General features: G+C 64.2%; 11 protein-coding genes. 10 read left to right on the plus strand and 1 reads right to left on the minus strand.

Annotation, left to right across the window (positions count from 1 at the left end; genetic code table 11):
* Positions 1–36: 36 nt before the first annotated feature.
* From BN2476_RS18115 to BN2476_RS18160, 10 genes are all read left to right on the plus strand, one after another.
* The gene (locus BN2476_RS18115; protein ID WP_087735548.1) at positions 37–1,386 is read left to right on the plus strand and encodes an NAD(P)-dependent oxidoreductase; all 1,350 of its coding nucleotides are present in this window, start codon (positions 37–39) and stop codon (positions 1,384–1,386) included.
* A gap of 52 nt (positions 1,387–1,438) precedes the next feature.
* Positions 1,439–2,761, plus strand: coding sequence for an NAD-dependent dihydropyrimidine dehydrogenase subunit PreA (gene preA / locus BN2476_RS18120; protein ID WP_087735549.1), 1,323 nt, complete (start codon positions 1,439–1,441; stop codon positions 2,759–2,761).
* A gap of 121 nt (positions 2,762–2,882) precedes the next feature.
* Positions 2,883–4,394 carry an NCS1 family nucleobase:cation symporter-1 gene (locus BN2476_RS18125; RefSeq protein WP_087735550.1) on the plus strand — a complete coding sequence of 504 codons (1,512 nt, stop codon included), beginning with the start codon at positions 2,883–2,885 and terminating at the stop codon, positions 4,392–4,394.
* A 28-nt stretch (positions 4,395–4,422) separates the two neighbouring features.
* A complete protein-coding gene (hydA, locus tag BN2476_RS18130) occupies positions 4,423–5,874 on the plus strand; it encodes a dihydropyrimidinase (RefSeq protein ID WP_087735551.1) in 1,452 nt (483 codons plus the stop codon).
* Positions 5,875–6,334: 460 nt separating this feature from the next.
* Complete coding sequence (locus BN2476_RS18135; RefSeq protein ID WP_162497881.1) at positions 6,335–7,117, plus strand: amino acid ABC transporter substrate-binding protein; 783 nt, start codon at positions 6,335–6,337, stop codon at positions 7,115–7,117.
* A gap of 22 nt (positions 7,118–7,139) precedes the next feature.
* Positions 7,140–7,817 (plus strand): amino acid ABC transporter permease, encoded by a 678-nt coding sequence (locus BN2476_RS18140; protein WP_087735552.1) that lies wholly within the window; start codon positions 7,140–7,142, stop codon positions 7,815–7,817.
* 3 nt (positions 7,818–7,820) lie between these two features.
* Positions 7,821–8,588, plus strand: a complete 768-nt coding sequence (locus tag BN2476_RS18145) for an amino acid ABC transporter ATP-binding protein (RefSeq protein ID WP_087735553.1) — start codon at positions 7,821–7,823, stop codon at positions 8,586–8,588.
* 136 nt (positions 8,589–8,724) lie between these two features.
* Complete coding sequence (locus BN2476_RS18150; RefSeq protein ID WP_087735589.1) at positions 8,725–9,174, plus strand: hypothetical protein; 450 nt, start codon at positions 8,725–8,727, stop codon at positions 9,172–9,174.
* 102 nt (positions 9,175–9,276) lie between these two features.
* A complete protein-coding gene (locus BN2476_RS18155) occupies positions 9,277–9,507 on the plus strand; it encodes a hypothetical protein (protein ID WP_087735554.1) in 231 nt (76 codons plus the stop codon).
* Positions 9,508–10,062: 555 nt separating this feature from the next.
* Positions 10,063–12,168: a YadA family autotransporter adhesin gene (locus tag BN2476_RS18160; protein WP_087735555.1), complete on the plus strand. Its 2,106-nt coding sequence runs from the start codon at positions 10,063–10,065 to the stop codon at positions 12,166–12,168.
* 141 nt (positions 12,169–12,309) lie between these two features.
* Here BN2476_RS18160 and BN2476_RS18165 read toward each other — a convergent pair whose 3' ends face one another.
* Entirely contained in the window at positions 12,310–13,617 is a 1,308-nt protein-coding gene (locus BN2476_RS18165; protein ID WP_087735556.1) for a DUF3443 domain-containing protein, read from the minus strand.
* Position 13,618: the final 1 nt, after the last annotated feature.

Below are 13,618 nucleotides of genomic sequence, written 5' to 3' on the forward strand. Positions count from 1 at the left end.
GCACGGCTACGTCCTCACTTTGACGAAGGAACGCGTATGGCCATCAAGCAAACCGGCGACATTGCGGCACAGCGTTTGTCGTCCGAACAGCTTTCGTGCGAGTTCGCCGACATCGCGCCGTTGCTCGATCCCACGGCCGCCGCCGCGGCCGCGAGCCTCTGTCACTACTGCTACGACGCGCCATGCGTGCAGGCGTGTCCGACGCAAATCGACATACCCCGCTTCATCCGCAAGATCGGCAACGGCAATCTGAAGGGCGCCGCCACCGACATTCTTTCGGCCAATCCATTGGGCGGCATGTGCGCGCGCGTCTGTCCGACCGAGATCCTTTGCGAAGGCGCGTGCGTGCGCAATCACCAGGACGCGAAACCCGTGGCGATCGGCGCGTTGCAACGTCATGCGACGGATTGGGCGGTCGCGCGCGACGCCGTGCAGTTCAGGCGCGCTCCCGACAGCGGGCGTCATGTGGCCGTGGTCGGCGCGGGGCCGGCCGGGCTCGCGTGCGCGCATCGTCTTGCCGTGGCGGGCCATCGCGTAACGATTTACGACGCGCGCGATAAAGGCGGCGGGCTCAACGAATACGGGATCGCCGCATACAAGACCGTCGATGACTTTGCGCAGCGCGAAGTGCAATGGCTGCTGTCGGTGGGCGGCATCGAATTGAAGACGGGTGTTGCGTTGGGTCGCGACGTGACGCTCGACGCGTTGCGTCAACAGCACGACGCCGTATTTCTCGCTGTTGGGCTCGCGGGCGTGCGCGCGCTCGAACTCGAAGGAGAGTCGTTGAGCGGCGTGATGAACGCCGTCGATTTCATCGAGCAGGTACGTCAGGCGAAAGACCTGTCGACGGTGCCCGTCGGGCGCCGCGTGGTCGTGATCGGCGGCGGCAATACGGCCGTCGATGCCGCCGTGCAAAGCCGCAAGCTCGGCGCGACGAGCGTGACGATGGTGTATCGGCGCGGCGTCGAATCGATGAGCGCGACATGGGCCGAGCGCGAGTTCGCGCAGACTCAGGGCGTGACGCTCGTCACGCATGCAAGGCCCGTGCGTTTGATCGGCAGCGATGGAACGGTGACGGGCGTCGAATTCGAACGCGTCGCAAACGACGACCGCGCGGAGCGCTTCACCGTCGATGCCGACATGGTGCTCAAGGCGATCGGTCAAACGCTCGTCGCCGTCGGTCTCGATCACGAACTGCTGACACTCAATGGAGGCCGCATTGCCGTCGATGCGGACATGCGCGCGTCGCTCGACAAAGTCTGGGCTGGCGGCGATTGCGCCGCATCGGGTGGCGTCGATCTGACCGTGCAGGCCGTGCAGGACGGCAAGCTCGCGGCGGCGTCGATCGACGCGGCGTTCGCGCTCGCAGTCGTCAAGGCGGCCTGAAACGCGAACACACGCAACGTCACAACACAATCGAATCCCCACGGAGCCGATCATGGCCGATCTACGCTGCACGATTGCCGGCATCAACTCACCGAATCCTTTCTGGCTCGCATCCGCGCCGCCGACCGACAAGGCGTACAACGTGAACCGCGCATTCGAGGCGGGCTGGGGTGGCGTCGTGTGGAAGACGCTCGGGCTCGATCCGCATGTGGTCAACGTCAGCTCGCGTTACGGCGCGGTGCAATGGAACGGCCAGCGCATCGCGGGCCTGAACAACATCGAGCTGATCACGGACCGGCCGCTCGATGTCAACCTGCGCGAAATCACGCAGGTCAAGCGCGACTGGCCTGACCGCGCGCTGATCGTATCGTTGATGGTGCCGTGCAACGAGAGCGACTGGAAATGGATTCTTCCGCTCGTCGAAGACACGGGTGCGGATGCCGTCGAACTGAACTTCGGCTGTCCGCATGGGATGAGCGAACGCGGGATGGGTTCGGCCGTCGGCCAGGTGCCCGAGTATGTCGAGATGGTCACGCGCTGGGTCAAGGAGGGCACGAAGCTGCCGTGTCTCGTGAAGCTCACGCCGAACATCAGCGATATTCGCATGGGCTCGCGCGCCGCGTACAAAGGCGGCGCGGATGGCGTGTCGCTGATCAACACGATCAACTCGATCGTCGCCGTCGATCTCGACCAGATGGCGCCGATGCCGACCGTCGACGGCAAGGGCACGCATGGCGGCTATTGCGGACCCGCCGTGAAGCCGATTGCACTGAACATGGTCGCCGAAATCGCGCGCGATCCGCAGACGCCGGGCCTGCCCATCTCGGGCATCGGCGGCATTTCGTCGTGGCGCGACGCGGCCGAATTCATCGTGCTCGGCGCGGGCAGCGTGCAGGTGTGCACGGCGGCGATGCACTATGGCTTTCGCATTGTGTCCGATCTCGCGGACGGCCTGTCGAACTGGATGGACGAAAAGGGCTACGCGACGCTCGACGACATTCGCGGCCGCGCGGTGCCGAACGTCACCGACTGGAAGTACCTGAACCTGAAGTACGACATCAAGGCGCGCATCGATCAGGACAAGTGCATCCAGTGCGGTCTGTGTCACATCGCATGCGAGGACACGTCGCATCAGGCGATCACGCGCGAGAAGGACGGCAAGCGCCATTTCGAAGTGGTCGACGCGGAGTGCGTCGGGTGCAATCTTTGCATGCATGTGTGCCCGGTCGAGCAATGCATCACGATGGAGCGCGTCGATAGCGGCGAGTATGCGAACTGGACCACGCATCCGAACAATCCGGCGCGCGTCGTCGGCGACGCATCCGAATCAGGCCACGCGCAAGCCGATGCGCAGCACGCGGCGAAAGCAGCCTGATTTGCGGGCCATCTTTGCCGGCCACGTTCCGGTGCGATGCGTTTCAGCGAATCACATCGGAGAACGCGCGGGCTTTCGAAGTCAATGAGCAGTCAACGAGCGATCAAGTGGAGATCCATCGATGAAGCAGACAGCGCAATCCGCCGACGCGGCGCACGCGGCCGGCGCGCACGGCAGCAGTCTCTATAACGACGACCTCGCGCCGACGGGCCCCGCGCAGCGCACATGGAAGTGGTATCACTTCGCGGCGCTGTGGGTTGGCATGGTGATGAACATCGCGTCGTACATGCTCGCGGCCGGCTTGACGGAAGAGGGCATGTCGCCGTGGCAAGCGGTGCTGACGGTCCTGCTCGGCAACGTGATCGTGCTGGTGCCGATGCTCCTGATCGGACACGCGGGCGCGAAGCACGGCATTCCGTATGCGGTGCTCGTGCGCTCGTCGTTCGGCACGCAGGGCGCGAAGCTGCCGGCGATGCTGCGCGCGATCGTCGCGTGCGGCTGGTACGGCATCCAGACGTGGCTCGGCGGCAGCGCGATCTACACGCTGCTCAACATTCTGACGGGCAACGCGCTGCACGGCGCGGCGCTGCCGTTTCTCGACATCTCGGTCGCGCAGCTCGCGTGCTTTCTCGCGTTCTGGGCCTTGCAGATCTACTTCATCGTGCACGGCACCGATTCGATCCGCTGGCTCGAAAGCTGGTCCGCGCCGATCAAGGTCGTGATGTGCATCGCGCTCGTGTCGTGGGCGACGTCGAAGGCGGGCGGCGTCGGCTCGATGCTGTCTGCGCCTTCGCAGTTCGCGCCGGGCGGCAAGAAAGAAGGGCTCTTCTGGGTCACGTTCTGGCCGGGCCTCACGGCGATGGTCGGCTTCTGGGCGACGCTCGCGCTGAATATCCCGGACTTCACGCGCTTCGCGAAAACGCAGCGCGACCAGATCGTCGGGCAGTCGATCGGCCTGCCTGTGCCAATGGCGTTGCTGTCCGTGATCTCGGTCGTCGTCACGTCGGCGACGGTCGTGATCTACGGCAAGGCGATCTGGGACCCGATCGACCTGACGAGCCGCATGACGGGCATCGGCGTCGGCATCGCGCTCATCATCCTCACGCTCGATACGATGTGCTGCAACCTCGCCGCGAATCTCGTCGGGCCCGCGTATGACTTTTCGAGCCTGTGGCCGAAGGGCATTTCGTATCGTACGGGCGGCCTGATTACAGCGACCATCGCGATCGTGATGATGCCGTGGAAAATTCTCGCGACCACTCAGGGCTACATCTTCACGTGGCTCGTCGGTTACTCCGCATTGCTCGGACCCGTTGCGGGCATCCTGATGGTCGATTACTTCCTGATTCGCGGCACGCGGCTCGATCAGCGCGAGCTGTTCGACGAAAACGGCGAATACAGCTACACGGGCGGCTGGAACATGGCCGCCGTCGTCGCGCTCGCGATCGGCGTGCTGCCGAATCTGCCCGGCTTTCTGCACACGGCGTTTCCCGCGTCGTTCCCCAACGTGCCCGGGTTCCTCAATACGCTCTACACGTATGCATGGTTCGTGGGGCTCGCACTCGCGTCGATCGTGTACGGCACGTGGATGAAGCTGCGCGGCAGTCCTGGAGCGAGCATGGCGAATGCATGAACACGCGATTTAACGGAGGAGGCAACCGATGACAACCCTGATTCGCGGCGGCACCGTGATCGACGCCGACCGCACGCACAGAGCCGACGTGTTGATCGCGGACCCGCAGGACGGCGGCACGATCCTGCAGATCGACCGCACGATCGATCCGCCCGAGGGCGCGAAGATCGTCGATGCGCACGATCAGTACGTGATGCCCGGCGGCATCGATCCGCACACGCACATGGAACTGCCCTTCATGGGCACGACGGCGAGCGACGACTTCTATACGGGCACGGCGGCGGGGCTGTCGGGCGGCACGACGAGCATCATCGACTTCGTGATTCCGAGCCCGAAGCAGCCGCTCATGGATGCGTTCAAGGAATGGCGTGGCTGGGCCGAAAAGGCATCGGCGGATTACGGCTTTCACGTGGCCGTCACGTGGTGGGACGAGTCGGTGCATCGCGACATGGGCACGCTCGTGCACGAGCACGGCGTGTCGAGCTTCAAGCACTTCATGGCCTACAAGAACGCGATCATGGCCGACGACGAAGTGCTCGTGAACAGCTTCTCGCGTTCGCTCGAACTCGGCGCGCTGCCGACTGTGCACGCGGAAAACGGCGAACTCGTGTTCCAGTTGCAGAAGCAACTGCTCGCGAAGGGATTCAAGGGACCGGAGGCGCATCCGCTATCGCGTCCGCCCGAAGTGGAAGGCGAGGCCGCGAATCGCGCGATCCGCATTGCGCAGGTGCTCGGCGTGCCCGTGTATATCGTGCATGTGTCCGCGAAAGAGGCTGTCGAAGCGATTTCGCGCGCGCGCAACGAAGGGCAGCGCGTGTTCGGCGAAGTGTTGCCCGGGCATCTCGTGATCGACGAATCCGTGTATCGCGACCGCGACTGGACGCGGGCCGCCGCGCATGTGATGAGCCCGCCGTTTCGCACGAGCGAGCATCGCGAGGCGTTGTGGCGCGGCCTGCAGTCGGGCCAGCTGCATACGACGGCCACCGACCATTGCGTGTTCTGCGCGTCGCAGAAGGCGATGGGCCGCGAGGACTTCACGAAGATTCCGAACGGCTGCGGCGGCGTCGAGGACCGGATGTCGGTGCTGTGGCACGAGGGCGTGAACCGCGGGCGCATTACGCCGAACGAGTTCGTGCGCATCACGTCGACGAACGCCGCGCAGATCTTCAACCTGTATCCGCGCAAAGGCGCGGTGGAGGTCGGCGCGGATGCCGACCTCGTCATCTGGGACCCCGCCGCGACGAAGACGATTTCGGTGAAGACGCATCATCAGAAGGTCGACTTCAACGTGTTCGAAGGGATGACGGTGCAGGGCGTCGCGATGCACACGTTCACGCGCGGCGCGCATGCATGGGCCGACGGCGATCTGCGCGCGCAGCGCGGCGCGGGCCAGTATCTGAAGCGCCCGCCCAACGCGGCGTACTACGACGCGGTGCGGATCGCCAACAAGCTGAAGGAGCCGCATCCCGTCGAACGCTGAACCGCGTCTGTCCATCGACTCGTCCAGTCTGAACCTGGCTGCGCGACACGAACGGCCGCTTCGCCTCGCAGGGCAGGAGCGGCCGCTGCTATTTTCGGGTATGCTTCCGGCCTCGCTGCGGGAGCGGCTTTCAACGCGCCACGGCGCGCGGGCAAGGAGCAGGAAAGGGAGCGGCGAACGGGCGCCGAAGCCATCGCGAAGCAATGACAACGCGACGACAAAGCGAAGCGACGAACTGCACGCCATTGCCCCATGCACCACAAGGATTCGCGCGCGTCCGTATACTTGCGCATTGCCAACCCCTCTGTTTCGGTCTAGTTTATTCCGCCGCGGCATATATATAAGCCTTCAAATGCGTTGTGGAAATAAAGACCGTTTGCTACAGTCCGCCCACGCTGCCGGACGGGTGTTCCGGCGGACGCACGCACAACCGGATAAAACGAACCACGGAGCACACATCATGAAGTCGATTCGATCCCTCCTGCTGATCGGCCTGCTGCAAGTCGCGACGGCCACGGCCGCGTTCGCCGCAGACGACCTCTCAAAGATCAAGTCCGCCGGCGAGATCAAGTTCGGCACGGAAGGCACCTATGCGCCGTTCACGTTCCACGACGCGTCGAACCAGCTGACCGGCTTCGACGTCGAAATCGGCCGCGCAATCGCGCAGAAGCTGGGCGTGAAGCCGGTGTTCGTCGAAGGCAAGTGGGACGGCCTGATCGCCGGTCTCGACGCGAACCGCTACGACGCCGTGATCAACGAAGTGGCCGTCACCGATGCGCGCAAGCAGAAGTACGACTTCTCGACGCCGTACATCACGTCGCACGCGGCGCTGATCGTGCGTGCGGACAACAGCGCGATCAAGACTTTTGACGACCTGAAGGGCAAGAAGTCGGCCAATACGCTGACCAGCAACTTCGGCAAGATCGCCGCCGCGCACGGCGCTGAAGTGGTCCCCGTACAGGGCTTCAACGAATCGATCGACCTGCTGACGTCGGGCCGCGTCGATGCGACGGTCAACGACTCGCTGTCGTTCCTCGACTTCAAGAAGCACAAGCCGGATGCGAAGGTGAAGATCGCCGCGATCGACACGTCGTCGGATAGCTCGGACAAGTCGGCCGTGCTGATCCGCAAGGGCAATCCGGAGCTGCAGGCCGCGATCAACAAGGCGCTCGCCGATATCAAGGCCGACGGTACGTACGAGAAGATCTCGAACAAGTACTTCGGCAAAGACGTTTCGCAATAAGCAAGAAGGGCGAGCCTGAATCATGCCTGCATGGTTGCACCTGATGGGGGAGTCGCTGTGGCCGCTGCTGTACGCGGGCCTCGTGTTCACCGTGCCGTTGACGCTCGTGTCGTTTGCGATCGGACTCGCGCTGGCGTTCATCGTGGCGCTGCTGCGGCTGTTCGGGCCGCCGTGGTCGGTGGCCGTCGTGCGCTTCTACGTGTGGCTGTTTCGCGGCTCGCCGCTGCTCGTTCAGCTGTTCGTGATCTTCTATGGCCTGCCGAACGTCGGCATCGTGCTCGATCCGTTGACGGCCGCGATCATCGGTTTCTCGCTGAACGTCGGCGCATATAACTCGGAAGTGATTCGCGGCGTGATCGAGTCGATCCCGAAAGGGCAGTGGGAAGCCGCGTACTCGATGGGCATGACGCGCGCGCAGGCGCTGCGCCGCGCGATCCTGCCTCAGGCGGCGCGTGTCGCGTTGCCGCCGCTGTCGAACTCGTTCATCGCGCTCGTCAAGGACACGTCGCTCGCTGCCGTGCTGACCGTGCCGGAGATTTTCCAGGCCGCGCAGCGCATCGCATCGGTGACGTACGAGCCGCTGATTCTCTATACGGAAGCTGCGCTGATCTATCTCGTGTTCAGCTCGGTGCTGTCCTCCGCGCAGGTGCGCCTCGAACGCCGCTTCGGACGCCACGCGCTTTTCACGTCGGGTAGCTGAACCATGATTCGCCTCGAAAAAATCGAAAAGTATTTCGGCGATCATCGCGTGCTGAACAGCGTCGATCTCGCGCTCGAACAGGGCAACGTGACGGCGCTGATCGGCCCGTCGGGCAGCGGCAAGAGCACGCTGCTGCGCTGCGTGAACCTGCTCGAAATTCCCGAAGCCGGTTCGCTCGAGCTCGGCGATCAGCGCATCCCGTTCAGCCGCACGGAAAAGCCGTCGAAGGAAGCGGTGCTCGCGATTCGCCGCCGCACGGGGATGGTGTTCCAGAACTTCCAGCTGTTCCCGCATCGCACGGTGATCGAGAATGTGATGGAAGGGCTCATCACGGTGCAGAAGTGGGACCGCGAAAGGGCGCGCGCGCGGGCGCTCGAACTGCTGGAAAAGGTCGGCATTGCGCACAAGGCCGATGCGTGGCCCGTCACGCTGTCGGGCGGCCAGCAGCAGCGCGTGGCGATCGCGCGGGCGCTCGCGCCGTCGCCGGAAGTGCTGCTGTGCGACGAGCCGACTTCCGCGCTCGATCCGGGCCTCGCCGCCGAAGTGGTCGAAGTGCTGCGCCAGCTCGCGAAAGAAGGCATGACGATGCTGATGGCCACGCACGATCTGCGGCTCGCCGCATCGATTGCGCGCAATGTCGTGTTTCTGAGCAACGGGTCGATCGTCGAGCAGGGTCATTCGCGCGACATCTTCACGCGGCCGAAGCAGCCGGAAACCGCGAGCTTCGTGTCGACGCTCACGCAGACGCTGCCGGATGGCTGGGAAGACTGATCGCCGGTTCGTGAATGACAGCGAGGGCGCCTGCGGGCGCCCTTGTCGTTTCGCGAGGCCCGTGCTTCGGGCGAGCTTCACGCCGGCATCCGGCGGCTACGCTACAATGGCCGTCGCCTTGAACCACGGAACATCGATGAAGACACGCACTCCGCTGATCGCATGCTGCACGGTTGCCGCCGCTTTGTTCGCGGGATGCGCGTCCGTGTACAAAAACACGAGCGCATGCGAGCAGATGATGCGGCAATCGGCGAGCGAGCTTTCGGCCGCCGATACGTTGAAGATCGTTCACACGGGCACGGGCATCCATGGCAGCCGCGTCGTCGTGGAAGGCACGCTCGAGCATCCGCAGACGGCGTCGGAAGCGGCCGCCGCCAGGCCGCCGGATACGAACATCAACGAAGCCGGGCTGCTCGCGCCCGTCGCGGCCGCGATCGCAAAGACCAAGCCGCGCAAGACCGTGGTGCCCGCGGCCGTCGAATGCACTTACGACGCCAACGGCCTGAGCGCATTCCGCTGGCTCGCGCCCGCGCGCCTCGCGAAGACGGGCACGCCCGCCGAAGCCGGAGAGCAAACGGACGAGTGACGCGAGCGGCGCGGCATGCTGCGGCGCACCTGCCACATCCAGGCCGACATGCTAGGATTTCTGCGTAATGCGGGCACGTTATGCAGGGTTCAGGAGGGCAGCATGGACGGCTTCGTCAGACATCAGATAGAGGGCGCATCCGTCGATATCGACGTGGTGCCCGTCACGCCGCGCGGCTACTGCGCGCGTTTCCGTATCTTCCGCGACGCGGCTGACAAACCCGAATGGCATCAGGTCCACGTGTCGGGCAGCGTGTTCGATACCGCTGAAGAGGCCGAGGAGGCGGCGCGTTCGATGGCGCTCGAAAGGGTGCTCGCGGGCGGCGGCTCCTAGCCTCGCCTTTGCGGGCTTGTCGCCTGCATTTCCTTTTCTTTCCGTTCAGTGTCGTTTGCGTGGCGCGCTAGCGTCGCACGCGTTCCCTTTGTTCGCCTTCGATCTGCTCGATGCGTTGCGCATGCTCATGCGCGGCATGTTGAGCGGCGTCGCCTGCGAAGATCGAAGAAATCCGACTTTGGGAGTTTTCTTGTATTGAGGAATTCCCCGTCTCCGTAGGATTTACCCGTCGTAACCGACATCGAAGAAGTGGCGGTACGTAGGAGGCATCTTGCGGAATGTCGGTTCCGTCGTTCGTCGAATACCTTATCCATATTGATTCGGTATCCAAAGTGATGGAGGCAAGAGCAAATCGTTCGATGCTGCATTTTGGGGAGATTATCCGTATCAAGGTTCTAGATGAGCAATGTGCAAAGCTTAGTGCGTGATGAACGCAAGCCGGTTTCTTCGTTGTCGGTTGGTGGGCGGGCCCGCATTAGCCTGATTGGCCACCGCGTCGCTCCTTATGTTGCAGGTGGGCGCTTGGGCTGCTTCGATCGCTGCGGGCGCGCGGGCATGACCGTCGCGGTGTTAGGGGCGATCGCGTGGTTGCCAGCGGCGCGCGCGACGCCCGTCACCGATTACATCGCCGTCAGCGACAACGTAATGACGGGTGCTCCGACCACGGTGTCGAACAACCTGAATGCAATGGCTATTGGCCCGTCGGCGAACGCGTCGGGAGACTATGCGCTTGCCGTGGGGGCTGGCGCAGGCGCGGCTCGCGCTGGCTCGACGGCCATCGGTTCGCGCGTTGCGGCGTTGGGCCTCGACACGACGGTGATTGGCTATAGCGCATCGACGGGTTTCGACGCGGATAGGGCCGTTTCGATCGGCTACATGTCGGCCGCGGACGGCGCTGATTCACTCGCGTTCGGTTCGATGTCGATGGCGCGCGGTCAGCGTTCGACGGCGATCGGCGTGAATGCGCTGGCGGGTGACGCAGCCGCCGACGGGTTGGCACTGGGCTCGAACAGTTCGGTCGTCGCAAGCGGTGCCGTGGCGTTGGGCGCGAATTCAAAAGCCGATCGCGCGAACGTCGTCTCCGTAGGCAATGCGACGCTGCAGCGGCAGATCGTCAACGTCGCGGCGGGCACGGCCGATACCGATGCCGTCAACGTCAGCCAACTGCGGGCTGCCGTATCGGCTGGTGTGCCGGACGCGGTCACGTATGACTCGGCGGCCCATGACGCCGTCACTTTGGGTGGTGCAGCAGCGAGTGCGTCCGTCAGGCTCGGCAACGTGGCAAACGGTATCGTCGATGCAAGCAGCCACGACGCGATCAACGGGAGCCAGTTGCATGCTTTAAGCGCGAGCGTGGCGTCCGCGTTGGGCGGCGACGCAGCGGTTGCAGCAGACGGAACAGTCGTCGCGCCGTCGTATCGTGTCGGTGACAGCGTGTTTCGCAATGTCGGCGATGCGCTTGGCAATATCGATAGTCGCGTTGCCAGCAATACGAGCGCAATCAACGATCTCAACGTCGCGCTCGGCAACGTAATGAACAACGGTGTCGAGCCGCGCTATTTCCATGCGAATTCGACGCTCGCCGATTCGCTGGCGACGGGCGCCAATTCAGTGGCGATCGGCGGTGGCGCACAGGCCGCATTTGAGAACTCGGTCGCGCTCGGCGCAAATGCGGTCGCAGATCGGGCCAATTCGGTATCGATTGGGACGACGGGCGGTGAACGGCAGATTACGCATGTTGCGGCGGGCACGGCCGATACGGATGCCGTCAACGTCGCCCAGTTGAAGCAGGCGGGGCTGGTCGACGGAAACGGCCGCGCAACGAGCGCCGTCGTGTACGACCATGTGGGCGATCAAGTGGACTATGCGAGCGTGACTTTGGGCCAGGGCGTGGCCGGCGGCACGGTCCTTCACAATCTGGGCAACGGCGTTCTGGCCAGCGATGCGGTCAATCTCGGTCAGTTGAACGATGCCGTGAATCAGATCGTCAACGCGCAGACGCAAGGTGCAGCGAATCCCTTCGTGAGCGTGAATGGCGACGCCAGCATGGAAGCAGCGGCTGCGACGGGCACACATGCGACTGCCGTGGGCGCGAGCGCGGTCGCAAACGGCGATCAGGCCACCGCGCTCGGCGCCAATGCACAAGCGAGCGGCCTGACGGCGACGGCTGTGGGCTCGCAAGCTGTCGCGAACGGCGCGAATGCTTCGGCATTCGGCGCAGGCAGCCAGGCCGTCGCCAATGGCGCGGTTGCATTGGGCGCCGGTTCGATCGCGGATCGCGCGAACGCTGTGTCTGTGGGCCAGGCAGGCGGTGAGCGGCAGATCGTCAATGTCGCGCCAGGCACTCGCGGCACGGACGCGGTTAACCTGAACCAGTTGAACGCTGCGATCGATCAGACCCATCAGTCGCTTCACGATCTCGACACGAGCACCCGGAAGGGGATCGCCGCCGCGTCGGCGTTGCAGATCGTCACGCCGTACCTGCCGGGGCGTACGACACTCAATGCTGGTATCGCTGGCTATCGAGGGCAGGCGGCGCTCGGTCTAGGCGTGTCGCGCTGGAATGAGAAGGGGACGATCAACTTCAATGCGGGCGTCGCGTCGTCGGGTAGTAACAGCACAATCGTGCGTGCCGGCATTGGCATCGTGCTCGGCGACTGATCCGGCTTGCGTATGACTGGCGCAGGCGCTGTGGTCCCGCCATGGTCCCAAACGGGGCCATGCCGTGGTTCCGTTCCAGCAGCGCTTGCGTCGGCGATAGAGGCGAGCGGTCCAGAGTCTGGTACGCAACCCGTCGCTTGCTCAAAACGCGTAGTACGGTCCGTTGCCTGCCGAGGTCAAGCGCGACTCGATCGCGGTGTAGATGCGTCGTCCGAAGAAGAACGGGAGTCCCCAATCGAATGCGCTCGACGGGCCGCCCAGGTTGTTGAATGCGTAGTTGTTGGTGGCAAACAGCGTTTGCGCGTTGGCGATGGAAAAATCCGGCGACGCCGTTGAGCCATTGACGCCCGTCAGTGTCGCCGACAGCGATTGCGTCGACGCGGGGCACCACCAGGCACCGCAGCGCGCAAGCGTCGTGCTGGGGAAAAACAGGCCGTTCGAACCACTATCGATAAAGCTTTGCGAGTACGGTTGTCCGTTCAGGGAGGTGGTCACATAGCCCGTGGTGGTATTGGCCTTCAGCACGGTTGCGCTGCCGAGCATGTTGTTGGCCTGTGTGCCGATGCCAAAGATCATCGATCCGTAGACAGTCGCCGCACCGCCAGGACCGACCGTCGGCAGGTCGATCACGATGCCGTTGTTGTCGAGCGCGAACCGGCTGATCGGGTTGGTCACTTGCTGGTCGAGCGGCTGCGTGCTCGGCACGCACGAGCCTGTCGTGTCGCATGCGTAGTACCAGCGCGGCAGGGCAGCCGCGATGCAGCCGCCGCCGCAATCGGCGGAGAACAGGCCAACGCCGAGAATGCCGTTCACGCGCAGCGCCGTGGGCGTCATCATCGGCAGGCCGGAGGCCGCACAGTCGGACGGGGCGGTCGGCACGGACGGATCGGCGATCACCTGGATCGACAGGCTCGGCGCGAGCTGGCCTGCCATTCGGACATCTGCGGTACGTACGGTGCCCCATGTGTAGCCGGTGCCGAACACGCCGCATTCTCCACTGATGCCATTTGGCGTACCGGAAGGCGCGGTGGCTGGCACGATGGGCAACGCGAGCGTCGCGGGCAATTGCGATGCGAGTACGCGCAGCCCCTGTGAACCCGTATCGACTTGCACGTTGTCGATCGTCACGCAGTTCGACGTGCCCGGCGCGCACACCGTCACGCTCGTCGTGAGCATGTTGCGTGTTTGCGTGGGAGTCGACGTGACGACGATCGGCTGGACATTGGGTATCGTCGATTGAGGAATGGTTGCGACGGGCGCACTGGCCGGGATGGGGGCACTGGCCGTCGGCGGGCTGCTGGCGCCGCTGCCTGGCGAAGCGGGGATCGTCGGAGACGAATTGCCCGCCGTGTCCGAACTGCCTGAATTCCCGCCACCGCCGCCGCAACCGGGCAATGCGACGAGTACCCCCACGGCGAAGCCAAGCGCGAGAAGCCGTTTCTTTGTCATT

The sequence above is a fragment of the Paraburkholderia piptadeniae genome, assembly GCF_900007165.1.
GTDB classification, from domain to species: domain Bacteria; phylum Pseudomonadota; class Gammaproteobacteria; order Burkholderiales; family Burkholderiaceae; genus Paraburkholderia; species Paraburkholderia piptadeniae.

Coding starts and splice junctions, on each gene's coding strand:
- BN2476_RS18115 (WP_087735548.1), top strand. CDS start 37: ATGGCCATCAAGCAAACCGGCGACATTGCGGCACAGCGTTTGTCGTCC.
- preA (WP_087735549.1), top strand. CDS start 1,439: ATGGCCGATCTACGCTGCACGATTGCCGGCATCAACTCACCGAATCCT.
- BN2476_RS18125 (WP_087735550.1), top strand. CDS start 2,883: ATGAAGCAGACAGCGCAATCCGCCGACGCGGCGCACGCGGCCGGCGCG.
- hydA (WP_087735551.1), top strand. CDS start 4,423: ATGACAACCCTGATTCGCGGCGGCACCGTGATCGACGCCGACCGCACG.
- BN2476_RS18135 (WP_162497881.1), top strand. CDS start 6,335: ATGAAGTCGATTCGATCCCTCCTGCTGATCGGCCTGCTGCAAGTCGCG.
- BN2476_RS18140 (WP_087735552.1), top strand. CDS start 7,140: ATGCCTGCATGGTTGCACCTGATGGGGGAGTCGCTGTGGCCGCTGCTG.
- BN2476_RS18145 (WP_087735553.1), top strand. CDS start 7,821: ATGATTCGCCTCGAAAAAATCGAAAAGTATTTCGGCGATCATCGCGTG.
- BN2476_RS18150 (WP_087735589.1), top strand. CDS start 8,725: ATGAAGACACGCACTCCGCTGATCGCATGCTGCACGGTTGCCGCCGCT.
- BN2476_RS18155 (WP_087735554.1), top strand. CDS start 9,277: ATGGACGGCTTCGTCAGACATCAGATAGAGGGCGCATCCGTCGATATC.
- BN2476_RS18160 (WP_087735555.1), top strand. CDS start 10,063: ATGACCGTCGCGGTGTTAGGGGCGATCGCGTGGTTGCCAGCGGCGCGC.
- BN2476_RS18165 (WP_087735556.1), bottom strand. CDS start 13,617: ATGACAAAGAAACGGCTTCTCGCGCTTGGCTTCGCCGTGGGGGTACTC.